Genomic DNA, 23,573 nt, shown 5'->3' with positions numbered 1-23,573 from the left:
TATGGTGAAAACGGCGATGAGCCTGACGCCGATCCTGGGCGCGATGAATTGAGCCTGGCGCTGATCGGCCTGGCACTGAGCAGGCGCATCCCCCTTTTCGCCATTTGCCGCGGTATGCAGGAGCTGGTGGTCGCGACTCAAGGCACGCTGCACCGCCGTTTATATGAGCAACCCGAGCTGCTAGAACACCGTGAAGATCACGACCTGCCACTGGAACAGCAATATGCCCCTGCTCACGAAGTGACCGTGCAAGACGGAGGATTGCTTACTCAGTTGCTGCCGGATTGCCACCGATTCTGGGTGAATTCCCTGCACGGCCAAGGGGCCAAAACCCTCGGCCCAAGCGTGCGTGTAGAAGCCTATGCCGCCGACGGCCTGGTAGAAGCCCTCAGCATTAGCGATCAGCCCTTTGCCTTAGGGGTGCAGTGGCATCCTGAATGGAACAGCGATGAATATGCCCTGTCCCGCCTGCTGTTTGAAGGATTTATCAACGCCTGCCAGCACTACCAAAAGGAAAAACGCCTATGAACGACGTCAGCTTGGCTCCGGGGAAACGCTTGTCGCAGATCCGCCAGCAGTTAGGGCTATCACAGCGCCGGGTAGCCGAACTGTCTGGCTTAACGCACAGCGCAATCAGCACCATTGAACAGGACAAGGTCAGCCCGGCCATCAGTACGCTGCAAAAGCTGCTGACAGTGTATGGGCTGTCGCTATCGGCTTTCTTTACCGAACCGGAACAGCCGCATGAGCCGCAGATCGTGATCGACCATGACCATCTGATCGAAATCGGCAGCCAGGGGGTTTCGATGAAGCTGATCCACAACGGCGACCCCAACCGCACCCTGGCAATGATGATCGAAACCTACGATCCGGGGACCACCACCGGTGAGCGGCTCAAACATCAGGGAGAAGAGATTGGCACCCTGCTGGAAGGCGAAGTGATGCTACAGGTCAATGGGCAAAGCTATCACCTACGAGCGGGACAGAGCTACGCCATCAACACCGCGATCCCTCATAGTTTCAGCAACACCTCGGCGCGCATTTGCCGAATTATCAGCGCACATACGCCGACGACATTCTGATTAACGGAGCAAGGTATGGACTTCCACCACCTAGAGTATTGGCAACAACGGGCACAGACCCTGAAGATTGAGAACCGGCTGTTTATCAATGGCCGCTACCTCCCAGCGGCCGAAGGGGAAACCTTTAGCATTCAGGATCCTGCCGGAGTTCGTGAACTGGCGCAGATGGCCCGTGGTAGTCACATCGATATCAATTTGGCCGTCAAAGCGGCACGCGAGGTGTTTGAACGTGGCGAGTGGTCGCAAGCCTCCCCCGCCAAACGCAAGGCGACGTTGTTCAAACTCGCCAGCCTGATGGAACAACATAGTGAAGAACTGGCCCTGCTGGAAACGCTGGATACCGGCAAGCCTATCCGCCACAGCCTGCGCGATGATATTCCAGGGGCGATCCGCTGTATCCGCTGGTATGCAGAAGCTATAGACAAGGTGTATGGCGAAATTGCCCCAACCGGCCATGATGCGCTGGCTCTGATCCAACGGGAGCCGATCGGCGTGGTTGGAGCCATCGTGCCGTGGAACTTTCCGCTGCTGTTAGCCTGCTGGAAGTTAGGCCCGGCACTGGCGGCGGGTAATAGTGTGGTGTTGAAACCTTCGGAAAAATCACCGCTCACGGCGGTTTATCTTGGCGCATTGGCGCAGCGGGCAGGGTTGCCGGATGGCGTCCTGAACATTATTCCTGGTTTCGGCCACGACGCGGGCAAGGCGTTGGCACTGCATAACGACGTAGATGCCCTCGCCTTTACCGGTTCCACCCAGGTGGCCAAGCAGTTGATGAAGTACGCCGGTGAATCCAACATGAAACGCGTGTGGCTGGAGGCCGGTGGCAAAAGTGCCAACATTATCTTCGCCGACTGCCCAGACCTGGATAAGGCGGCGCAGGGAGCCGCGGCTGGGATCTTCTATAACCAGGGCCAGGTATGCATTGCCGGTACGCGCCTGCTGGTAGAGGAAAGTATTCAGCAGGCCTTTTTACAGGCGTTGCACCAACACGCGGCGGCCTTTGCACCGGGCAACCCACTCGATCCACAAACGCTCATGGGCACGCTGATCGACCAACAACACTGCGAAAAAGTCACCAGCTATATCGAGCAGGGTTTGAGCCAGGGAGCCTCGCTGTTCCTTGATGGACGTGCCCATCCGCAAGGCGATCATCACGGCTATCTCGGCCCCACCATTCTCACTCAGGTTGATAACACGATGCACGTCGCACGGGACGAGATTTTTGGCCCGGTATTGGCCGTCACGACCTTCAACGGTGAGCAACAGGCTCTGGCATTGGCTAACGACAGCGAATATGGGCTGGGCGCGGCCGTCTGGACCCGAGATCTGTCACGAGCACATCGTATGGCCCGCCAGTTGAAGGCGGGCACCGTGTTCGTCAACAACTACAATGACGGCGATATGACCGTACCGTTCGGCGGCTACAAGCAAAGCGGTAACGGCCGCGATAAGTCGCTGCATGCGCTGGATAAATTTACCGAACTGAAAACCACCTGGATTTCACTGGAATAAGGAATTGATGATGACTGAACACGTGAAAAGCTACTATGCGGCAACGGCCAATGACCATCAGCCTTATCCGCAGTTGAATGAATCAATCGACTGTGACGTCTGTATCGTGGGGGGCGGCTACACCGGTCTGTCATCGGCACTGTTCCTGGTTGAAGCCGGTTATAACGTGGTGCTGCTGGAGTCTGCCCGCATCGGCTTTGGTGCCAGCGGCCGCAACGGTGGCCAACTGGTCAACTCCTACAGCCGTGACATCGATGTGATTGAAAGTCGTTACGGCGCAGAAAGCGCCAAGGTACTGGGTAGCATGATGTTTGAAGGCGCAGAAATCATCCGCAGCCGCATCAAACGCTATGCCATTGACTGCGACTATCGCCCCGGCGGGATCTTCGCCGCGCTTAACAATAAGCAGTACCACGCGCTGATCGATCAAAAGCAACATTGGGAGCGTTACGGCAATACGCAACTTGAACTGTTGGATGCCGACCGTATCCGCCAAGAGGTCAGCAGCGATCGCTATGTTGGCGCGTTGCTCGATCACAGCGGCGGCCATATTCACCCGCTCAACCTGGCATTAGGTGAGGCCGAAGCCATTCGCCTGCAAGGAGGACGGATCTTCGAACAGTCCGCAGTCACCAATATCCGTCACGGAGAACCAGCGGTGGTCAGCACCGCCAACGGCCAAGTCACCGCTCGTTACGTGATCGTAGCCGGGAATGCCTACCTGGGCGATAAACTGGAGCCAAGGCTGGCCAAACGCAGTATGCCGTGCGGGACTCAAGTGGTTACCACCGAGCCCTTGGCTCCAGAAGTGGCAGCCTCACTGATCCCACAAAACTATTGTGTTGAAGATTGCAATTACCTGCTGGATTATTACCGTTTAACCGGCGATAACCGGCTGCTGTACGGCGGTGGCGTGGTCTATGGCGCCCGCGATCCGGATGATATCGATAATCTGATCCGCCCTAAGCTGCTGAAAACCTTCCCGCAATTGAAAGGCGTACGCCTTGATTACCGCTGGACCGGGAATTTCTTGCTGACGCTGTCGCGTATGCCACAGTTTGGCCGGTTGGAAAATAATGTCTACTACATGCAAGGCTATAGCGGACACGGCGTGACCTGCACCCATCTGGCGGGCAAGCTGATTGCAGAGCTGATGCGTGGCGATGCGGAGCGTTTTGACGCCTTCGCCAAACTGCCACACCTGCCGTTCTTTGGCGGCCGCAATCTGCAAATCCCTTTCACCGCCATCGGCGCTGCCTACTACACCCTGCGCGATCGAATTGGGGTTTAATGTAACGCTGCCTCAGCACAAACCTGCTGCTTAAATGGATACATTTTTCTAACTAGGCTGATTCTTAGCAATCGGACTAGTTAGAACCTTTGTTTAGCAAAAATATCAGTAAGTTAGCCACATTAATTTTTATTAATTGTTATTTAATAATTTACAGCCCATTCACTTAATATTAATAACTGCCGTCACCAATTAGAGCGTATTTTAAACTACAGTTTGTTGATTGCACTATATTTTATATCGTTTCCTTGTTGCCCATTCGCCAAAAAAACAATATTATAAGACTTAGGATTAACGTTATTTAAGTTAATCAAACTGTCTGACATGGAGTGAATCAACATGACAAAGCCCCAATACCTCATTGAAGGAGATGTCCTTTTCTGCCCCAATAGCGTCGGTTTTTATCATCAGGAACTTCAGGAAGAAATCGTCACCATCTCCTCTTCTGCAGCTCGACTTTTCTCCTTTCTTATTAAAAATAAAGGAGAAATTGTTGAGAGGGAAGTGCTTCTGCAAAGAGTGTGGGATGATTACGGTCTACAGGCCAGCAATAACAATCTCAACCAATGCCTGAGCACGCTACGGCGGATCATCAAGAGTATGGGCATTGATAAAAACATCATAGAAACCATACCAAAAGTAGGGTTAAGAATAGCCAGCGATGTGGCCATTGAAGAGATCTCAATTAATCAGGGTGAACCTGAATTATCCTGTAAAAAGAAAAAGAATTTTCTGGGCAAAGTTAAAATCACTTACGTTTTAATTGCGCTAGTGATTATATTATCGGTGACTACCGTGGTGCATATATTTCATATCTATAAGCAGTATTACCAACCCGATACAAACTATACCGCTATGACGTGGAACGATGCGGTCTGCGAGCTAGCAGCATACCCGTCAATAGATACTATGCCTAAGCTTTCCTCCTTTGTTAACACAGGCAGTCACCTATTAAAAAGAGAGCTGGTCAGCTCTCTGAAACTGTAGGCATTCTCGCCAATTAGGGGGCGCTGTATGCTGCGCCCGCTGGATAACCAATAGACTCTAGCTCACATCGCTACGCCGATACAGCGCAACACCTACGGCTAACACGCCAAGCATGCCGGCACAGCTACGATTTACCCAGCGCATCACGTTAGCCGAGAACTTACGCATCGCATGGCGGCCACCGTAGGCGTAGATCGTCATCATCACGCAGTCGATCAACGCGCTGACCAGTGCCAGGATCAGGTATTGCATGGCGATTGGCTTTTCTGGCTGAATAAACTGCGGCAGAAAGGCCGAGAAAAACAGCAGGCCCTTAGGATTGGACAAACCAACCATCAGGGAGCGCAGGAATGCCGTTTTGCCGGTCGCAGCAGCGGCGCTAGCGCTTACCGCTAAAGCCTTTACCGGCGCTCGCCACAGCACCCAGGCCAGGTAGACCAGATATAAAGCACCACCCCACTTCACCACGGCAAACAGCTGCTCAGAGGCTTGCAACAACGCCCCCAGCCCGCAACCGACGGCGCCGATGAGCAACAAATCGGCCAATACCGCCCCCAGGAAACCGTAACTGGCAATACGCATACCGTGGATTGCACCATTGTTTAGCGCCAATAGCATGGAAGGGCCAGGCGTCACCATTACCGCACTGACGGCAATCACGTAAAGCAAAAGCGTAGTTAACTCCATCAACAACTCCAGATAAATGTAAAACTCTCTGCACCGCTGCATCGCAATACGACAACATCGCTATGGGTGGGGAATATAGGGGATCTGCCCAATGTGATTCAAGTCACATTCTGTTTGGTACGGGGTGATGGAGCAAGAAATCCCCCCTAAAGGCATCAACTCAACAAAAAACAACCAGCATGCGCACTTATTGCTCACAAATAACGAACAAATTCACAAAACGTATGGATAAAGCAAAATGCATACAAATTAATTAACTATAATGTTGCAATAATGCAGCAATTTATTGATGAACTCTCGTCTCAAAAAACATATAGTAATGACAGATTAGTGATCAACGATTTCCCTGGTGTTGTTGTGTTTGCCCCTCATTTTTTGCGGGGCTTTTTTCTGCCCCTCGTCCCCACTTGTTACCCCCTTACAAGCTCGCTGCTAGCTACATCCCGACAAGTGGTTTACCAATCTATGTGGAGCTATAACCGAGCGATAAAGGTACACTGAACTCCTCCTACCTCTACCCGGTGAAAAAGATGTCTTTCTTCGATGCCTTTAAGCTATTCGGTGATGCCCCTGTTAACGTCACCTGCCCTGAATGTGCAAAAAGTTCGCCGCAAAATCGCAGTAAGGTGAAAAAAAACGTCACGCTTATCTGCCCCCACTGCGGACATTATTTCCGTAAACGCGAAGATTGAGAGTGCCAGGCACGAACAGCGTCGGCCGGGATAGCGTGTGAATGGCGGCGAAAAAATCGCTATCAATGGGTTCGATAGCGGCAAAGACCACACGGGACTTCGTAACGTTGTTTGAATGGATATGGCATACACGACCATTAGACCCATGAACAGTGAATGGGTGATGCCCACCCTCTTCATTTAGAAATTTATCTCGGAATTTCCACTCCGGCCGACACCGCGACTATCAACTCCCAGCCTCTGACGCTCAACCAGGTTGGAAGGTAATCACTGTTTGTTTGAATTGCTGGTAGGTATCGTCGTCATATGGCGCAGGGATGTCAGCATTTTTGATGGCTTTTATCGCAGCTTCACACAGCGGAAGATAGCCGTTTCCCTGCAGGTCATATACCTTCCCGTCTTTAGACATCTTGATGTTTACATCACAGGTTTTACCGAGATAGTCATCCTTGATAAAAAACTTCCATTGAATGGCTGCCCGAATTTCACGAATGTACCGTAGCGGTTTATCAACGAACGGTGCCACTTCCGTTGGCTTTAGCTCGATGGGTTTGGTGCTGGTGCTTTTGTGGGGGCTACAGGCCGAGGCAAACAACAGACTGAGAAGACAAACAGAGGCAAGTTTTTTCATGTCTAAATTCCTTTTTTAATGTTTGCATTGAATGTAACAGAAGTAGCTCTCGCGATAGCATTTGAAGTTGATTTTTGGGCTGACTGCATTGCAATGGACATCGGGAGAACCCAAGAGATTTAAAAACTCCAACTGGCTGAAATCGTAGGGGCGCTGCATGCTGCGCCCGTTTGGGTTATCAACAGGTTAGCTAGTTTCGAACAGTTTGACCGTTAAAAACCCAACAATATTGTCACTTTGTCGCCAATCTAAAGGGATTTAAAATTCCTTGTTTTCTGAGCTGCCTGTACGGCAGTGAACACTAAGGCAGCAAGCCAGCTCCGTTTTGACGGTTTCTAAGCTGCCTGTACGGCAGTGAACGTCAACGGCAGTCTGGATACCTTCGGCTTCCATTTCTAAGCTGCCTGTACGGCAGTGAACTTGGTTATCTCTAAACGCCGAGATGGCGCTAATTTCTAAGCTGCCTGTACGGCAGTGAACTGTTTTATCCTATCTCTAATTCCCTGTTAATTAAACAATAAGCTTTAAACTTGCCAGAAAACCCTTTTTGCACCGACTTATCATCTTACCCACAAAATCAATAAGTTATAAACACCACCAAAATTAGGGTTAAGCCAGTGTAGAAATTGTCAGATAGGTTCCTAGGAAATCAGTTTCTCATCTGGATATGAGCCATAATGTCATTCACCGCATCGTCAAGTGTTCTGTGGTTGACGATCATAACAATGGGGCAGTTTATTTTTTCCAGCCATTGCTGATGCCGGACAGCATTTCTACTGACCTCAATTGATGTCTCATACGCTGCAGCCCATTCAACAAACTCCCTGTATCGCTCATATTGATCACCGCCGGGCAAAATGGCATCCCCGAATCTCATTAACTCTCTGTGTCGGATACGTTCAAGACGAGTTTTATTTTCTACGTATACATAGACCACAAGCTCAAAAAATGGGATAAACATGTCGCCCCAGCCACATAGCGAGCCACTCAGTATCCACTGTCTGTGTGATGCCAATGCAATTGACAGGCGCCGTTGTCTTTCTTGAGTTTCATACGCCACGGTATAGGGCGGCGATGTGTCGCGCCAATAGAAATCATCGGAATCAAAATGTTGGCAATCAATTCGTTCAGCCAATCGACTTGCGATTGATGTCGTCCCCACCCCAGAGGCCCCCAAAATGTGTATTCTGTTTATTTGCGGCATAAAAGGGTGCTGATTTTTAAGTATTCTGGCCATTAAACTATTTAGCCCTTAACTTTCATGATGTTTACGATATCAGGTTTGCTTGCGCATCAGTCAAATAGCAATATTATCCATTCGATACCTTATGCCGCAATCGGTCCTCCGCTCACCATACGGCAGTGAACTGCCATATTCTGTGATGTGGGATGTCGCTACATTTCTAAGCTGCCTATACGGCAGTGAACCTCCGTGTGGATCGGCTGGCGCAATGACTATATTTTCTAAGCTGCCTGTACGGCAGTGAACACTACAAAAGAGGTGTGGATGTGGGTTGGTATTTTCTAAGCTGCCTATACGGCAGTGAACCCTGCGGTAAGCCACTCAACTACGGCGTTCGTTTTCTAAGCTGCCTATACGGCAGTGAACGCAATGCGTTGCTGTTCCACTGCGCTCTCCCTTTTCTAAGCTGCCTATACGGCAGTGAACTCTTGTTTGATTGGTGCGTCATGCCCGTCTCCTTTCTAAGCTGCCTATACGGCAGTGAACCCGTCGGCGGCTCCCTGTACCTGCGCGGCACCTTTCTAAGCTGCCTATACGGCAGTGAACGCTGGTTTTCTGCCAAGCTTCGGCGTCGGACATTTCTAAGCTGCCTATACGGCAGTGAACTCGCGAGCAAATCTGTTCCTGGTGCCGGTGATTTTCTAAGCTGCCTATACGGCAGTGAACGATATCCGCCATTGCCGTGTCGAACGGTTCCATTTCTAAGCTGCCTATACGGCAGTGAACCAACTCCAGTGCTGGTGCCGGGTTCTGTAACTTTTCTAAGCTGCCTATACGGCAGTGAACGGTGCAACAGAACGAAATCCTGCTGTTGCACATTTCTAAGCTGCCTATACGGCAGTGAACATAACGATAGTATAGCGGCGCGGATACCGTTTTTTCTAAGCTGCCTATACGGCAGTGAACTGTAACCAAATAACCAGTTTTTCAGGGTCTGTTTTCTAAGCTGCCTATACGGCAGTGAACTGTTACATGCCAGCGATAACTAACTGTTAATAAAATCGAATCCAGCCGCCCCACCCAAAAACCCTTTTCTAAACATGACTGACGCCAACCTTTAAAATCAATAAGTTAGAATCAGTCATTAAATTAGGGTTAAAACCACGGGATGGTTGCCGTTGCGCTCAGACCATAAGCACTAAATACCCCCTCTGTTGCGTTATCGCAAATCTTGCCCTGTTCGATAAACAACAAAAAGGTCTGCTCGCTGGATAGGCTTTTTAAACGGATAAATGGCAACGCTGAACGTTCTTCAACGGAGTCAGGGATACGCAGCCGAGCCTCTTCTTCAGTTACCCATCCCTTGCGAACAGAACGACGACGTAATCTCTCGGCGCTGCTTTTGATCTGCGCGCGTCGCACTGTACGATATTTCACATTGGCGGGTACTTGCAGGATTTCGCTACATTCCGTGTAATCCCGTAGCCCTTTACGCCAAGGTAAAGTTTCAAAGGCCGTGAGCACCGCTAGAGGGGCATGTAGCCGTAATCTATCGCCCAGTGTTTTACCGGCAGAGGGAAAACTGACGCCTATCTTTCCCTGCCCTTCGCTGCCCAATGCCCTATGCAACTTGGCAAAGAGTGCTTCCAGTAATACCGTCGTCGTGAATTCCGGATCCGGCAGCACGCGAATCTCGAGGTAATGATCCATACGTCGCCCCTTTATTCGCCTTTCTCGCCAAATACGCCGCCACGGATCAGAATGGCCATGACATAGTGTTGTTGCTCCACTTCTGGCACCTTCCCTTTAGTCACCCAATTATCCAGCAGCGTATAAAAATCCATTTTTTGTTTCGGCTGACGATAGGCTTGCCCCCGGCTAGTCACTGAGCCATAGGGTTCCACCGCAATTGGCCCTAACGCCAACTCACTCGCGTCGGGGTACCAACTATCGACGGTACGCAACGCATTGCCGATTTTCTGCGAGTGCATGGCAGCAATATCCCCCACCTGGTACAGCACCTTACTTTTCTTACTATTGCTATCCAACACCAGTTCCTGCGATGGGAAAATCTCTTGTCCTTTGCCCAATCGCACACAGGCTTCCACGCTAAAGAAAGCAAAACCGTCCCCTGCCAAGCCTTGCTCAATTTCCTTGGCCAACTCCGCTAAATCGCCTTTCGGTTGGCTAAACGTACGCAGGCTGTAATCACTGGCGTTAAATTGCCAAGTTTTCTCTTTCCCCTTTACGGTAATAGCAATCTCATCGGCACCAACACGGTTGCGCCATAAGAAGCGACCATTTGCCAGATTCTCAGCATAACGCCCGGCCAGTTCTTTAAACCCATGCTCTTTGATATAACCTTGGATCACCTTCGCCAATTCGGCTTGGTAATCCTGATCGTTACATACCGAAGGCTGCGATAAATTACCCAACACACGCAGGGTAAAGCTGACTTTCAAGGTATCAGTGTCGAACGGCAATGCTGCAACATCCACACGTTGCAAGTTGGGCTTTTGGATTTCGGCATCCAGTTTAGCCGGATCGCTGGCAATCGCATTTTTCAAACGATTGGAAATCGTGCCACGCACCGCTTTCTCTTGGATCGCAATCGGCGTCCATTCAGGTTGTTGCCAGTTACCCGCAAACATAATGGCATCGGAGTTTGCCAATTTACGTTCGAAAGCCAGGACAGATGCAGTCTTTACAGTAGCCATATGAATAATCCTTTAAGTTAATCTTCTTCGTTAAATTGATAGTCTTCCGTGATGACCGGCACCGCACTGCGGCATAGGTAGTCATCGCCTTGATGATGGTACCCTCGGGATGTTCTTGATGATGAAGCTCATGCAACTGCCGCATGGCGACCGATAGTGTTTCCGCCACGCTATCCAGTACCGTACTTTTCCGCTGGTTTGCCGGTTGCACCGCAATCAACTGTGCACGGCGCAATACCGCGACGTTTTGCAGTTTTGCCACCCGCTGAGCGACAAACGCCTCATGCGCAGCTTTAAAATCTTTCGCACCTTGTATATCGTGCGGTACGGCATCGTTCTCATCAAACCAGGCACAACAGATATTTAATGGCGTATCTGGCTGGCCACACACTTGCTGATAATCCTCCCGGCCCGCTTTATAGGCATTAAACAACGCCTGAACCAGCGCAGGGGGTAAAGTAGCGGAAGAGAGCAGCACGCGGGAACCTAACATCCCCGCCCAGTTGACCAGGCGACATAACGCGGGAAGATCGGCAATATCAAAATCGTCCGGTTCATCCAACACCAGATCGGCAGTCAACAGGCGCAACATCGGTGCGATTTGCCTGCCACCGCGCACACCTTCGGTCGCACCGATCAGATGATCGATAGTGGTCACTAATACCGGCGCACTCAACAACTTGTGCAAGTTGCCACTACCTTGCAGCCAACGGCTTAAACGCCCATCGTCCAGACTACCACCGTAGCTGACATAGTTATGTTCCGCGAACAACTCCTCTGCCGAGGCACTGCCTGTACCACGCAGTTCAGCTTTATCATTATTGAGTTGATGCAGTTCCCGCACCGCAGCAGAACCCACCAATACGGCTAGATCGTCATCATCCAGCATTAATCTGGTTTTAAGCGCATCGCCAGTTTGCAAGGTTAAAGTGCGAAGCCCCAAAGCAACGGAAAAGCGGCAGCCTGACTTTTCATCGGCCAAGCCATACATAATTCGCGCATTAGCAAACGTTTTGCCGCAGCCTGTAGAAGCCATGTTAACGCCAAAGAAACCTTGCTTAACCGATTGTTCACGCGCGGCACACGCAAGATCATAAGCTTTATCCTGCCAACGGAATTGCTCTGTCTTACTACGCTGTTTGAAACCTTTATGACGTGTGATTGCCGGTAATGTGGTTCGGATATGCGGCAAACTACGCCCCAATAACAGCGCGTTCTGCCCCACACCGATATTGTGCTCATCCAGTTGTTGCTTCAACCCACCCGTTTGGCGATCGGTATTGGCATACGCTTGATAATCGGCATCTTGCCAACCTTCCGTCGGCGCTAAGGATGAATAATGATGATCTGCCAACATCAGCACTAAACGCGCCATATGGCTGGTGAAACGTTGATCCAATACACCAAATTGCATCAATGAGGGTAATTGCAATGCGCGTTGGGCAAATTTGCGCGCTTTTTCCCGCCAGATAGCACTGCGCATTGGTGTGCCATGCGGGAAACCCCATACCGCACGGTGTTCATCGGCTGTCCACCCTTCAATTAGGCTGTTGGTGGAGTTCCACTCTGCAACCAATTGTGTTGTTAACCAGCCATCCATATCCTTTAACTCTGGCGGACTCCCACTTTCCTGCTCCTTGTTAGGGTAAGCAGGCAAACGGTGATGAGAGACAATCAACCAGGCAATGATTGTTGCCAGCGGTGGCAAAGAGAGAAATGGATTGATAAAAGCGTCAACGGAGTCCTTGACCAGTGCGGTTATCATCTGGCTTTCATCGCTCTCGTCGATCGCTGCCAACGCCGTTATCCATTGTTTATCGCTGCGTTTTCCAACCCAGGCACAAAACAGCCTCAATGAAACCCATTCATGCCGATAGGGTTGAAAATGTTTACCTTTGCCACGTAATCCATGCTGGAATAAGAGATTAGCCTTACCGAAATCATGAAAAAGCCCGGCGATCCCCGCCATCAACGCAATCGCTTCTACGCTATGCCAGCTATTTTCATCCTGACTACGCAGCACATCGCGCTCGGTTATATTGGTCGGCACCGAGCCCTCCGAGTTAAAACGCCGAAGATTGCCCACGATCCATAGCAGTTCGGTCTGATTACCGCCTTTTATCCAGTGACAAGCCACCGCTGTATTGCGCCTGGCGGTTTTACGCAGCAGTTTTCTCAGCGTGTTCAGCCCTTCCAGGGTTATCGCCGTCTGCCAGGTTCTATCACCTTTGCGTTCGGCGAACTGATCTAAAATGCGGCGCGTCTCTACTAATGCCTTTTTATTGCATTGGGCAATCAGCAAAATATTCATTTGCCCACCAGCGACAAGCTTTCTGCTGTTTCCTTGAGGGTATCAATCATCACGTCCAATGCATCCGCCTGCTGAAATCCACGCAGGCAGCGCTGGCGAAATTCCTGCTCGTCTTCCCCAGCCATTGCAGCAATAAAGGCCTGCGGTAGGATTAACGCGTCCTTAATCAGATCGGCGATATCAAATACCAGGCCACCGCGTCGGGTTTTGCCATGCAGTATCGACAATCCATGTGGCAAACCAATGACCCAAGCCGCTGTGGCACCAAGCCCATAGGCCAGATAGTTACCGTGATCTAAAAAACGGTTGGCGATATCGATCCCGCCGCCACGCTTGGCCCTGCTGAATTCGCCGTAATTCACACCGTTAGCCGCCAGTTTATAGAGCGCTTTGGTCATAACGGCCTCTTGCACCAAGACATCGTTGCTATTTTGGCAGGCAGATAAACGCTGCATAAAACTGTCCAACACCGCATTAAGTCGCGCCGCATCAATATCGAATGCCTGTTCGCGCTGCATGCGTGCCGAAAGCCAATGAGTGCGGATCTGAGCGATACGTTGCTGTTGAAAAGCAATAGCCGCCGCCAGGCGCTTGTCATCATCAAACCAGAAGCTGACCCAGTGCTGTAAATATTCGGTAGGCCGGTATTCGCTTTGCGAAGTTAGCCAAGAGACATCCACCTCAACCTCATTGGCAGCAAACAAAGGGGTACCACCACCGCCACAGAACCCAACTAAAACCCCCGCTTTCGCAAACTCACGCATTGCCGCTTGAGTAACAGAAGTGCCCGTCCCCAACATTACCGCAGTGGTATTGGCGATCGGGATGTTCCAGTACAAAGATTGCTTACCTTCATCCGTGACGTACTCCACCCTACCGCCGTTAACCAGGATCCGGCAATGCTGCAGGTAGTAGAGATTCGCACGCTTTGAATGCAGAATTGTTTTTAAATCGGAAGGCGAAAATTGATTTTGCATTAAAATTAAAACATCCCTGTTTTATGCCATAGACCATCCCGATCGTGATTATCTATGACAGAGGTCAACGCGATATTGTTGTTTTAGCATAATTCACCCATTAGATAGAGTGATTGGTGTTAGATTTTCATTTAATTCTTATCAATTATGAATCATAAGGATAGATACAAATTATGAATAATTTATATAAACCACCTTAATAATAAAAGCAAACTTGATTGGATATCAGGAACGCCAAACCCAGTGATAAAGAGTACAAGCTGTATGATGGTAACGAACTCCACCTATTGGTCAAAACCCAACGGAGCCAAATAGTGGCGTATGAAGTATCGCATCTATGGCAAAGAGAAGAAACTGGCTATCGGTGTTTATCCTGAAGTCTCATTGGCACACGCACGTATCGAACGAGAAAATGCCCGTAAACTGCTCGCAGAGGGCAAAGATCCTAGCACGCTGAAACGGACCACTCGAATTTGTGAGAAACGGCATCATGAAGATACTTTTGAAGCTATCGCCGTGGAGTGGTTTACCTACAAATCACAGCAGTCCGGTGCTTGGGTGGCAACTCATGCATACGATGTCAAATCGGGGCTGGTCAATGATGTATTTCCCCACATTGGCAAAATTCCCATTCGGGATATTACTCCCAGGCTATTGCTGGATGTATTGCGGCGGATGGAAAAACGTTGGGTGTTTGTTCGCTTGCGTAAAGTACGCCAGCAATGCCATCAAATTTTTGTTTACGCCATCGCGCTTGAACTGGTCAATTCCAACCCGGCCAGTGATTTGGCCAAACTGCTCAAAACTCCGGTCTCTGATAACCTGCCGCATGTGAAAGAAGAAGAGTTATCAGAGTTTCTTCGCGCACTGTCAACCTATAAGGCAAACCCGATATTGCAGATTGCCACTAAAATATTACTGCTGACTGGAGTCCGTACCATGGAGATACGACTGGCAGAAAGGGGAGAGTTTGACTGGGAAAATGCGGTGTGGGTCATACCAGCAGAAAAGATGAAAATGCCACGGCCTCACCTGATTCCGCTACCTCGGAGTACCAGGCATGAAATGCCGTCTCATCGACCTAGAAAGTGAGTGATCAGATCCTGATTGCCGCCAAGAGGTCGATTTATTCAACAAAGCTACTCGACAAATAAATATGTTTATTTCTAATGAATTGATTTTAAATATATTTATTTAAATCATCCTTAGTGATAGGTGTGATTAGCATTACATGTATCTTTCCCCAAACACCTGCGTACTACAATTTTGACATCTATTTACATCGCTACCCATTGTTTAACAAGTGAAAACTATTTTAATAACTCACCATCGCTATAGCGTTTTCTATCACCTGTTCACTCGGTGCCGTGCCCGACTAGGCACGGTTGAATTAGCATGCGAGCCTGCTTCGATGACTGTCTCGCATCGCTATTTGCCATTTTGTGGAGAAAAATAATGTCAGGAAATCCTACCATTCCCAGGATTAACGGTATTTCTCGTCGCCGTCTGCTGGGCTATGTTGGCAAAGGTCTGGTCAGTACCTTGATGAGCCCGCTACCACTCGGTGCCTTTGCCGCCGAACAAACGTCGTCTACCGCCTCATTTGTTTTTTGGGGAAATGCAGCAGGTAATACTCTTCGCTATCGTCACAACCGGTGGAAAAGATCCGCCAATCGCAGCAGCGTAATGCGCGTCCGGGTAATGCCTCTAATTGTTTGAATCTGATGCACAATACGGGATTTTTAAGTTTACTCATGGCCAACGTTAATGCTCATTGTCCCCATTGTGGTTCTGCTCTGGTTTATCGCCATGGTCAAAACCCTAAAGGCCAAAGCCGTTTCCGCTGCCGTGAGTGCCTATGCGTATTCCCGCTAACCTACACCTATCAGGCAAGAAAGCAGGTGTTAACGAGCAAATCGTTGATATAGCCTTCAACGGGCGGGTGTTCGGGATACGGTAAGAACGCTAAAAGTCGGTATCAACACTGTCTCCGCACTTTAAAAAACTCATGCCGAAGCGAATAGTCGAAAGCACTGCGTGTGATGTTGTGCTGTTTGCAGAATTGAGATTGGTTAAGCCCAGATTGTCGCTGTGCTGCAAAGAGCTGACGCCATTCGTCGGGAGTACGAGGGTTGTTTTTCGCCATATTACCTCTCATCTTCGGTTAATTTGAAAGACAAGAGCATGATGTCTCATCACGTTAAGCGGAAGGTGCGGTACCAGTGACGCTCACAAAGCTCTGGCATATCGGTGGCACTGATATTCTGGTAGGCCAAGCTGAGATACGTTTGCATATCATGCATCACCATCGTTTTCTCGAATTTTAGGTGAGAAGACGAGTGAAAAATCAGAATGTGTGAACACCTTGCACGAAAAGGACGACAGTATGGGGTTAATATGATTGACATGCTCACTCTCATTCATTAATGCCATCAATATTCAGCGCCTGCACGACAGCATGCAGAGTTGGGATAACGGCATTGGCAAAAAAAAGGAACTGAAATGCAGACGCTAGACGATAGACACAAAGCCATGCTCGCCAGACAACTCCCCAATAAAGCGGTAGCCCTGGTGCTGGCGGGAGGGCGAGGTTCCCGACTCAAAGACCTCACCTCTGTCCGGGCCAAACCCGCTGTGCACTTTGGGGGCAAGTACCGCATCATCGACTTTGCCCTGTCCAACTGCCTTAATTCGGGTATGCGTCGTATCGGTGTCATTACCCAGTATCAGTCACACACGCTGCTTCAGCATCTTCAGCATGGCTGGTCGTTTCTGAGCGAAGGGATGAACGAGTTTGTCGACCTGTTACCTGCCCAGCAGCGCGAGGGGCATGAGCACTGGTACAGCGGTACCGCTGACGCCGTTTTTCAGAACCTGGATATTATACGGCGTTACCGTGCAGAGTACGTGGTTGTCCTGGCCGGTGATCATATCTACAAAATGGACTACTCGCGGATGCTGTTGGAGCATGTACTGAGCGACGCCCCCTGTTCGGTCGCCTGCATTGAAGTCCCTAAGCAGGATGCAACGGCGTTTGGTGTGATGGAGGTCTCTGACAACCTGCAGGTGCAGGCGTTCTGGGAGAAACCCGACGCGCCTCCAACGCTCCCCGGTAAACCGGACCGTAGTCTGGCCAGCATGGGGATCTACGTGTTTAATGCCGAGTTCCTGTTCCAGCTGTTAGAGGATGATCATGCCGACAGCAACAGCAGTCATGACTTTGGTAAGGATATTCTGCCAAAAATCACCGCACAAGGTCAGGTGTGGGCCCATCCGTTTTCGCTTTCCTGTGTCTCCTCCGCCCCAGGCGCACCGGATTATTGGCGTGATGTCGGCACCCTGGATTCCTACTGGCGAGCGAATCTGGATCAAGCGGCCGTGACACCAGAACTGGACATGTATGACACCCACTGGCCGATCCGCACCTATGCCGAACCCCTTCCTCCGGCCAAGTTTGTGCAGGATCATTCCGGCAGTTGCGGTATGACAATGAATACACTGGTGTCCGGTGGCTGTATTATTTCCGGTTCGACTGTGATGAATTCGGTGCTGTTCTCGCGGGTCAGGATAAATTCGTTTTGTTCTGTGGATTCTTGTGTGCTGTTGCCCGATGTCTCTGTGGGTCGCTCTTGCCGGTTGCGCCACTGTGTGATTGATCGGGGGAGCCAGATCCCTGAGGGAATGGTGATCGGTGAAAATGCCGAAGAGGATAGCCACCGTTTCCATCGTACGGAGAACGGGGTGGTGCTGGTAACAAAAGAGATGCTGGCAAAATTGCGATGACCCCAAAAGACGCCAGGGCAGTTGCTAAAGAGGCAATGCGCTTATTTTTGCGCATGTCTTAGTTACTTTTGCGGATCGCAATAACGTGATTGAATGCGATGATGGCAGATGAGGGCAAGTAACTCATCTGTCTTCGTGGGGATTTATATAGCTATCAAGAGGGGAATTAGCTTTAATACTTCATGTCGTAAAGAAGGTCTTTACGTTTTCATTCTAAATATGTAACCATTTCATTTTTTGATTAAATATCATTAATTTCATTTCTATGCAGCATCTCAGATTACTTAGGACAACGATCCGCCCATAAAATTAATGTAACCACCTTAAGCGTGAATTTTTCGATTGGCAACTCGTAAGCATTTTCAAATTGATAGTAGGCATAACTATCTCATATTTTCATCTTCTGCCCCTCCTGAGCCTTCCCTGTTAATATCTTTTAACTTATGGCGACAACAGTTATAACAGTTTTCTAAGAACGACGACTTAATCTCTTGCTAATCAGTAAGCGAGCGGTGGTCTCATATTGTTAACTCACTTCCGTTATCACATTCTGGCCTCAGCCAATACAACTAACCTGAGGTGAAGAATGATTTCTATAAACCACCTTAATAAAAAAACTTGTGGCGGAAAAGTTGGCGGTGCGTCAACCTTCCAAGCAGCATGTGCGGCAGTGAACGTGCGGGCGCTTGCTGGGGGTTGGCAGTGCTTTTCTAAGCTGCCTGTACGGCAGTGAACCAGGGAGCCGCCAACGGTCAGGCTATCCGGCATTTCTAAGCTGCCTGTACGGCAGTGAACTACAGTAATGCCACGTTCTGGCTTGCTGGTCTGTTTCTAAGCTGCCTGTACGGCAGTGAACAGGCTGCAAATGGGCGAGCAAAAAGAAACAATTTTCTAAGCTGCCTGTACGGCAGTGAACAGCACGTCAGCCCGCAGGGTGGGACTGCGCTCTTTCTAAGCTGCCTGTACGGCAGTGAACAATTCTTTCCACAACGGATCGAACACTGCATATTTCTAAGCTGCCTGTACGGCAGTGAACTATGCTTCCAATGTCTTTAGGTGGCGCATTATTTTCTAAGCTGCCTGTACGGCAGTGAACGCTGTAGCGGACAAGGCTCGCGAGTACCAGGATTTCTAAGCTGCCTGTACGGCAGTGAACGAAGTTATCGTCTGGTTTAGTGATGCGATACCTTTCTAAGCTGCCTGTACGGCAGTGAACGTAGGCACTGAGGCGGATAAAATCGCCTTCATTTTCTAAGCTGCCTGTACGGCAGTGAACTGTTCCATTCTTTGAGAGTTATTTTGGTCATTTTTCTAAGCTGCCTGTACGGCAGTGAACATTGGGGCAAAGCTCAGGAACCGAAGCGGCTATTTCTAAGCTGCCTGTACGGCAGTGAACTGTTCCGCCCAAAGCGTTTTAAGGTGTTTTTTTTTCTAAGCTGCCTGTACGGCAGTGAACGAATTGGGCCCGCTTGTTTTTGAACACATCACTTTCTAAGCTGCCTGTACGGCAGTGAACTGGTGAGGAAATTCAACGCTGGTGATGTGCGATTTCTAAGCTGCCTGTACGGCAGTGAACAATCCTACTCATTTGGCCCCTTAAACATCAAGTTTCTAAGCTGCCTGTACGGCAGTGAACGATAGCCGATCGGTATTTCGCCCTTGTCATCCTTTCTAAGCTGCCTGTACGGCAGTGAACGGCCGTAGCGACCACAACGGCGCTCACTGCTATTTCTAAGCTGCCTGTACGGCAGTGAACTGTTACATCCTATCGCTAATTCTCTGTTAATTAAACAATAACCTTAAAATCCTCCAGAAAACCCTTTTTTTACCCACTCCCTAACCTTATTTTAAAATCAATGAGTTATAAATGGTTTCAAAATTAGGGTCTGGCAGAACACTACGAGTCTCAGGGATAGATACAGCTTCAGGGGATGATTGCAGAACCACCAAGGGAGGAATATAGCTCGTTTTTTATACTACCTTGCAGAAGCATTTCAGTGGAGCAAAGGAGATGGGAGCCATAACTCCCGCCAGATTACTAGCTAAGAGTGCTGATCATATCGCTCTCTATTGGCAAACTGAATCGAAGACCTGGATCGCCGAAACGGGGCTGTTTTTTGCCTGCGGCATCAGCATATACCCCACAGTACATTGCATATCATTACCGGCCCCCCATTTCACAATCAGTTGTCCTTTGTCTTCCGCTACACGAGCATACATTTGCCCGCCTTGCCCCACAGAACCCACACTGTTGCCTTTGCTATCAAAGATATCGGCGCCGAACGGTACCGGTTCCCCCTGATAGGTCGCATTCACCAGAATTGCCGTCCCCTGTTTGGTGTTGTATTTCAATTTCACCACCGCCCCGGAATACGGCGCTACTTTCTGACTGGTGTTATCCAATTCAACGTCCGCCGCGGTGCCTTTCGGATCAATACTGATTTCGTTCATCTGGTAAGGATTCAGATAAGGCACCATCGCATAGCCGCGGGAATTTACGTTCACCCCAGGATACGACGACACGCTGGCCCCTTCTGCTCCTTTGGCCTCTACCAGAGCAAAGGTGTCTGAGGTGTAGGGAGTAAAGGTCACTCCTCCTGCGTGGGCGATCACCGTCCCTGTCATGCCGGCAGAGCCGCTCTGGTAGCCTTTCCCGGTGCTGTAGGTTCCACTCACTGCGCTGACCCGGCTGCGATAGTTACCATTCACCGACCCGCTGGTCCCCATTCCCTGGTTGGCGTTCATCGCGGTTATGCCATAACTGAACTGATTCTCCACACCGGAGGTACCGGATACCGTGGCCTGCTGGCCATAACGGCCACTGCTGTCATGAGACAGGTCCATTCTCAGCTGTGGCGTGTGGATCTCGTCATCCCGGCCCAGTGGCAGGCTGAAGCTCAACAGGTAGTTGGTTTGCATCTGCCCCATACTTGAGTGACTGCGGTTGGCACTGATGCCGTAGGACAGGCTCTTATAGCGGTTGTTATACCCCACCTGATACTGTATATCGCTGCCATCCTGATTCCAGTAGTCCTGCACGGAGCCACTGACATACAGTTGCCCCCAGTTATCCGGCAAGCCTTGCCCAGCGGTCAGCGTCAGCCGGTTTTTGACACGTGATATGGAGTCCAGTGAATTCCCCTGCTCCACCGCATCACGGGTTTGTGCGGCGGTCAAAAAATCCAGGTAGTTTTGGGAAGAAGAGCGATGGAATACCGCCGAAAGGTTGCTGTTGGTTTCGCTGATAAGCTTACTGTAGCTCAGTTGGTAACTCTGCCCGCTTAGGGTGCCGCCTGGCTGGATCCGCCCGTTCACATCCGTGCTATCACCCAGTTTCGTGCTGGCCTGAGTGACGTCAAAGGCCAATGCCCCGATCGGGATCCCCAATGCTGCCCCTACCTGCACCGCATAGTAATCCTGGCTGACTTGCAGGCCACCATAGCCGGTAATGGCGTTGGTCAGGCCATATTGATAGGTACTCTGGAGTAGAGCCGGTTCATCACGCAGGTTTTCGCTACGCAATTGACCGGCAGTGAAGGAATAACGCGATGACCCAGGACGCAACAGTTGTGCCACCGAAGCATAAGGCACACTGAAGGTCTGTTCGGTACCGTCGGACTCACGCACGGTAACCACAAGATCGCCACCGTAGCCGGTCGGGTAAAGGTCATTAATCAGGAACTCCCCCGGTGTCACCGTGGTTTCATACAATACCTGCCCCCCCTGGGTCACGGTCACCCGGGCATTAGTGCGGGCGATCCCCCTGATCTCCGGAGCATAACCACGCAAGGATTCCGGTAACATCCGCTCGTCACTGGCCAGTTGAACCCCGGTAAACGGTAAGGTATCAAACAGTTGCCCAGTAGTATTCGATTCCCCCAGCAACATACGCCCTTTCAGTGGCGGAATGTCACGCTGTAGGTAGGTATTGATACTGCTGTATTGGCTGGGCCCGTCACTCATCTGGTTATAAGAGCCGTTGTGGCGCAGATACCAAGCCCCCACGTTCAGCCCGGCATTCACCCCGGCGAACAGCGAGTTAAAGGTGTTGCCGTGCGATTCGCTGGTGTAGCCATTAACGTTGTAACCAAGCAGGAACGCCGGGATACCGCTGTCCCATAATTCCGGGCTCACGGTGCCCCGGGCAATGTTGAGCATGTAAATCTGAGGGATGATGATATCCAGACGTTGTTCATTGCTGTCGAAATTAACCTGGGCCTCGGGGAGCTTACTTTGCAGATCCATGCACAGGGCACCGCTAGCCTGCTGTTTTAAAAAATCGGCGGGTAGTTTTTCGTAGTTAAACGCAATATTTTTAATAATGTCGCTGGTCAGGCAGGGATAGACCGTCTTATCGGCCCGAGACTTGAATTCAATATCGGTATTACTGATCAGTTGCTCGTTAACATACAGCGCGGTTTTGTAAATTCCGGGCAGCCCAGAGGCGCCTTCGGCGAAACGGCTGAGATCGACCGACTGTACGTCATCAACATTCAAAAATGAGGAGTCGAACTCCAGGCTCTTTGCGCTGGTTTGCGGCTCATTTTCAGTTGCCGCATTGACGCTTCCCACCACAAAAATCGATAGCGCCGCTACTGCCAACGAGGCTAGAGACTCCCGGATAGCATAGCGCATAATTTTTGACATCCCGCCCCCTCAAGAGCTTGATACCATGTAAGTCACTAATCAAAATAGTGATGAATATTTACTTGATCACGGCATCGAAGGGGTTGACCGCACCATAGTCATTAACAAAACTTCCACTGATTTTGCTGCCCCCATTCCCAGCCAGATTCAACACCATGCTTGAGCGCGGTGCCACCATGGCGTTGTCGAGTTTTTTGCCGTTGACCGACAGGTTCACAAAATTGACATAAAACGGCGTGGGGTTGGTTGCCTGTACTTTACCGCCTTGCGTGTTCCAGGTGACCGCTTTAGGAGCATCGTTGGCATTGCCTTGCAGGCCCGCCGGACGATAGAACAGCTTTATCCGGGTGCGAAAAGCCATTTGCAGGCGGTTTTCGTTAGTTTTGGCCTCGTTCTTGGCCGGGACTTCCAGCACATTCAGCCAAAACACCGATTCCTTATCCATTGGCAAGGTTCCGCCAGCATAACTGATACGTAGTGTCTGGCCTTTACCCTGCTCCACCCGATTCATCGGCGGAGTCAGTACAAAGGGGACTTTGATAGTCGCAGGTTTGGCATTGGGATCGCCATTATCTATCCAGCTCTGTAGCAGTACCGGCGAGGGACCGACATTATTGATTTTGACGCTGACTTCTTTGGCGTCCGACGGATAAATCACACGTGTGCCGCTGACCACCACGCTGGCCAGGCTGCTGCTACTGAATAGGGCAATCGCTGCAAAAGTGCCAACCTGACGCGCCATATTGTGAGAAAAAAGATTCATAGCAAACTCCTGACCCAACGTGAGATAAAAAGGGGGATGACTCCCCCCTTCGAAAACTGATTATTGATACTGAATAGAATAGACTACATTGCTGATCACAGTACCGGCAGTGGTGGCTCCTTCAGCATAATAACGGACTGAATAAGGCAGAGTCGCGCTACCGCTTGAAACATCTTGATACTCGGTGTTGGCCGCCTGGTTCGCATTACCGGCCTGGATCACCTCTCGAGACGCACTGGACCCATCCAGCAACTGCAGACTGACGTTGGAAGCCGTGCCGGTCAGGTTTTTCAGGCGCCCGGTCACGGAA

Annotated in this window: 18 protein-coding genes, 3 pseudogenes and 2 CRISPR repeat arrays; of the genes and pseudogenes, 10 read left to right on the top strand and 11 right to left on the bottom strand. The window is 50.2% G+C overall.

Annotation, left to right across the window (positions count from 1 at the left end):
* From puuD to ACLQ7H_RS07775, 5 genes are all read left to right on the top strand, one after another.
* On the top strand, positions 1 to 528 hold a 528-nt coding region (gene puuD / locus ACLQ7H_RS07795), incomplete at its 5' end, for a gamma-glutamyl-gamma-aminobutyrate hydrolase (RefSeq protein ID WP_411752169.1).
* Positions 525 to 1,082, top strand: a complete 558-nt coding sequence (gene puuR / locus ACLQ7H_RS07790) for an HTH-type transcriptional regulator PuuR (RefSeq protein ID WP_411752168.1) — start codon at positions 525 to 527, stop codon at positions 1,080 to 1,082. The genes puuD and puuR, both read left to right, overlap by 4 nt.
* A 15-nt stretch (positions 1,083 to 1,097) precedes the next feature.
* Entirely contained in the window at positions 1,098 to 2,594 is a 1,497-nt protein-coding gene (gene puuC / locus ACLQ7H_RS07785) for an aldehyde dehydrogenase PuuC (protein ID WP_411752167.1), read from the top strand.
* A 10-nt stretch (positions 2,595 to 2,604) separates the two neighbouring features.
* Positions 2,605 to 3,885 carry an NAD(P)/FAD-dependent oxidoreductase gene (locus tag ACLQ7H_RS07780; protein WP_411752172.1) on the top strand — a complete coding sequence of 427 codons (1,281 nt, stop codon included), beginning with the start codon at positions 2,605 to 2,607 and terminating at the stop codon, positions 3,883 to 3,885.
* Positions 3,886 to 4,224: 339 nt separating this feature from the next.
* Positions 4,225 to 4,872 (top strand): winged helix-turn-helix domain-containing protein, encoded by a 648-nt coding sequence (locus ACLQ7H_RS07775; protein ID WP_411752166.1) that lies wholly within the window; start codon positions 4,225 to 4,227, stop codon positions 4,870 to 4,872.
* Positions 4,873 to 4,929: 57 nt separating this feature from the next.
* Here ACLQ7H_RS07775 and ACLQ7H_RS07770 read toward each other — a convergent pair whose 3' ends face one another.
* On the bottom strand, positions 4,930 to 5,559 hold the full coding sequence (locus ACLQ7H_RS07770) for a LysE family translocator (protein ID WP_411752165.1): 630 nt from the start codon (positions 5,557 to 5,559) through the stop codon (positions 4,930 to 4,932).
* A gap of 530 nt (positions 5,560 to 6,089) precedes the next feature.
* Here ACLQ7H_RS07770 and ACLQ7H_RS07765 point away from each other — a divergent pair.
* Positions 6,090 to 6,251: a YnfU family zinc-binding protein gene (locus ACLQ7H_RS07765; RefSeq protein ID WP_411752164.1), complete on the top strand. Its 162-nt coding sequence runs from the start codon at positions 6,090 to 6,092 to the stop codon at positions 6,249 to 6,251.
* A 247-nt stretch (positions 6,252 to 6,498) separates the two neighbouring features.
* On the opposite strand, the gene ACLQ7H_RS07760 is transcribed toward ACLQ7H_RS07765, so the two are convergent.
* The 6 genes and pseudogenes from ACLQ7H_RS07760 to cas1f all read right to left on the bottom strand — a co-directional run bounded on the left by ACLQ7H_RS07760 (position 6,499) and on the right by cas1f (position 14,070).
* On the bottom strand, positions 6,499 to 6,882 hold the full coding sequence (locus ACLQ7H_RS07760) for a cell envelope integrity TolA C-terminal domain-containing protein (protein WP_411752163.1): 384 nt from the start codon (positions 6,880 to 6,882) through the stop codon (positions 6,499 to 6,501).
* Between the two features lie 649 nt (positions 6,883 to 7,531).
* Complete coding sequence (locus ACLQ7H_RS07755) at positions 7,532 to 8,119, bottom strand: AAA family ATPase (RefSeq protein ID WP_411752162.1); 588 nt, start codon at positions 8,117 to 8,119, stop codon at positions 7,532 to 7,534.
* A gap of 162 nt (positions 8,120 to 8,281) precedes the next feature.
* Positions 8,282 to 9,091: a CRISPR direct-repeat array (repeat unit 28 nt; unit sequence TTTCTAAGCTGCCTGTACGGCAGTGAAC).
* Between the two features lie 129 nt (positions 9,092 to 9,220).
* On the bottom strand, positions 9,221 to 9,775 hold the full coding sequence (gene cas6f, locus ACLQ7H_RS07750; RefSeq protein ID WP_411752161.1) for a type I-F CRISPR-associated endoribonuclease Cas6/Csy4: 555 nt from the start codon (positions 9,773 to 9,775) through the stop codon (positions 9,221 to 9,223).
* A gap of 11 nt (positions 9,776 to 9,786) precedes the next feature.
* On the bottom strand, positions 9,787 to 10,788 hold the full coding sequence (gene csy3, locus ACLQ7H_RS07745; RefSeq protein ID WP_411752171.1) for a type I-F CRISPR-associated protein Csy3: 1,002 nt from the start codon (positions 10,786 to 10,788) through the stop codon (positions 9,787 to 9,789).
* Between the two features lie 100 nt (positions 10,789 to 10,888).
* Positions 10,889 to 13,093: pseudogene (gene cas3f / locus ACLQ7H_RS07740) on the bottom strand (type I-F CRISPR-associated helicase Cas3f); the annotation flags it as partial.
* Entirely contained in the window at positions 13,090 to 14,070 is a 981-nt protein-coding gene (gene cas1f / locus ACLQ7H_RS07735) for a type I-F CRISPR-associated endonuclease Cas1f (protein ID WP_411752160.1), read from the bottom strand. The pseudogene cas3f and the gene cas1f, both read right to left, overlap by 4 nt.
* Positions 14,071 to 14,391: 321 nt before the next feature.
* On the opposite strand from cas1f, the gene ACLQ7H_RS07730 reads away from it, so the two are divergent.
* From ACLQ7H_RS07730 to ACLQ7H_RS07720, 3 genes and pseudogenes are all read left to right on the top strand, one after another.
* A complete protein-coding gene (locus tag ACLQ7H_RS07730; protein WP_411752159.1) occupies positions 14,392 to 15,162 on the top strand; it encodes a tyrosine-type recombinase/integrase in 771 nt (256 codons plus the stop codon).
* A 363-nt stretch (positions 15,163 to 15,525) separates the two neighbouring features.
* Positions 15,526 to 15,789 (top strand): hypothetical protein, encoded by a 264-nt coding sequence (locus ACLQ7H_RS07725; protein WP_411752158.1) that lies wholly within the window; start codon positions 15,526 to 15,528, stop codon positions 15,787 to 15,789.
* Between the two features lie 35 nt (positions 15,790 to 15,824).
* Positions 15,825 to 16,135, top strand: a pseudogene (locus tag ACLQ7H_RS07720) (IS1-like element transposase); the annotation flags it as partial.
* 3 nt (positions 16,136 to 16,138) lie between these two features.
* On the opposite strand, the pseudogene ACLQ7H_RS07715 reads toward ACLQ7H_RS07720, so the two are convergent.
* A pseudogene (locus ACLQ7H_RS07715) lies at positions 16,139 to 16,216 on the bottom strand (hypothetical protein); the annotation flags it as partial.
* Between the two features lie 356 nt (positions 16,217 to 16,572).
* Between ACLQ7H_RS07715 and glgC the strand changes: the two are divergent.
* Positions 16,573 to 17,853: a glucose-1-phosphate adenylyltransferase gene (glgC, locus tag ACLQ7H_RS07710; RefSeq protein ID WP_411752157.1), complete on the top strand. Its 1,281-nt coding sequence runs from the start codon at positions 16,573 to 16,575 to the stop codon at positions 17,851 to 17,853.
* Between the two features lie 648 nt (positions 17,854 to 18,501).
* Positions 18,502 to 19,609: a CRISPR direct-repeat array (repeat unit 28 nt; unit sequence TTTCTAAGCTGCCTGTACGGCAGTGAAC).
* 311 nt (positions 19,610 to 19,920) lie between these two features.
* On the opposite strand, the gene ACLQ7H_RS07705 is transcribed toward glgC, so the two are convergent.
* From ACLQ7H_RS07705 to ACLQ7H_RS07695, 3 genes are all read right to left on the bottom strand, one after another.
* Positions 19,921 to 22,500 carry a fimbria/pilus outer membrane usher protein gene (locus tag ACLQ7H_RS07705; protein ID WP_411752156.1) on the bottom strand — a complete coding sequence of 860 codons (2,580 nt, stop codon included), beginning with the start codon at positions 22,498 to 22,500 and terminating at the stop codon, positions 19,921 to 19,923.
* A gap of 58 nt (positions 22,501 to 22,558) precedes the next feature.
* On the bottom strand, positions 22,559 to 23,242 hold the full coding sequence (locus ACLQ7H_RS07700) for a fimbria/pilus periplasmic chaperone (RefSeq protein ID WP_411752170.1): 684 nt from the start codon (positions 23,240 to 23,242) through the stop codon (positions 22,559 to 22,561).
* 81 nt (positions 23,243 to 23,323) lie between these two features.
* The coding region (locus tag ACLQ7H_RS07695; RefSeq protein ID WP_411752155.1) for a fimbrial protein at positions 23,324 to 23,573 on the bottom strand (250 nt) is incomplete at its 5' end.

The organism is Serratia sp. (in: enterobacteria) (assembly GCF_046715635.1).
Lineage (GTDB): Bacteria > Pseudomonadota > Gammaproteobacteria > Enterobacterales > Enterobacteriaceae > Chania.
The sequence above is the reverse complement of the archived record's forward strand: the minus strand, read 5'-3'. Positions and strand labels throughout refer to the sequence as shown.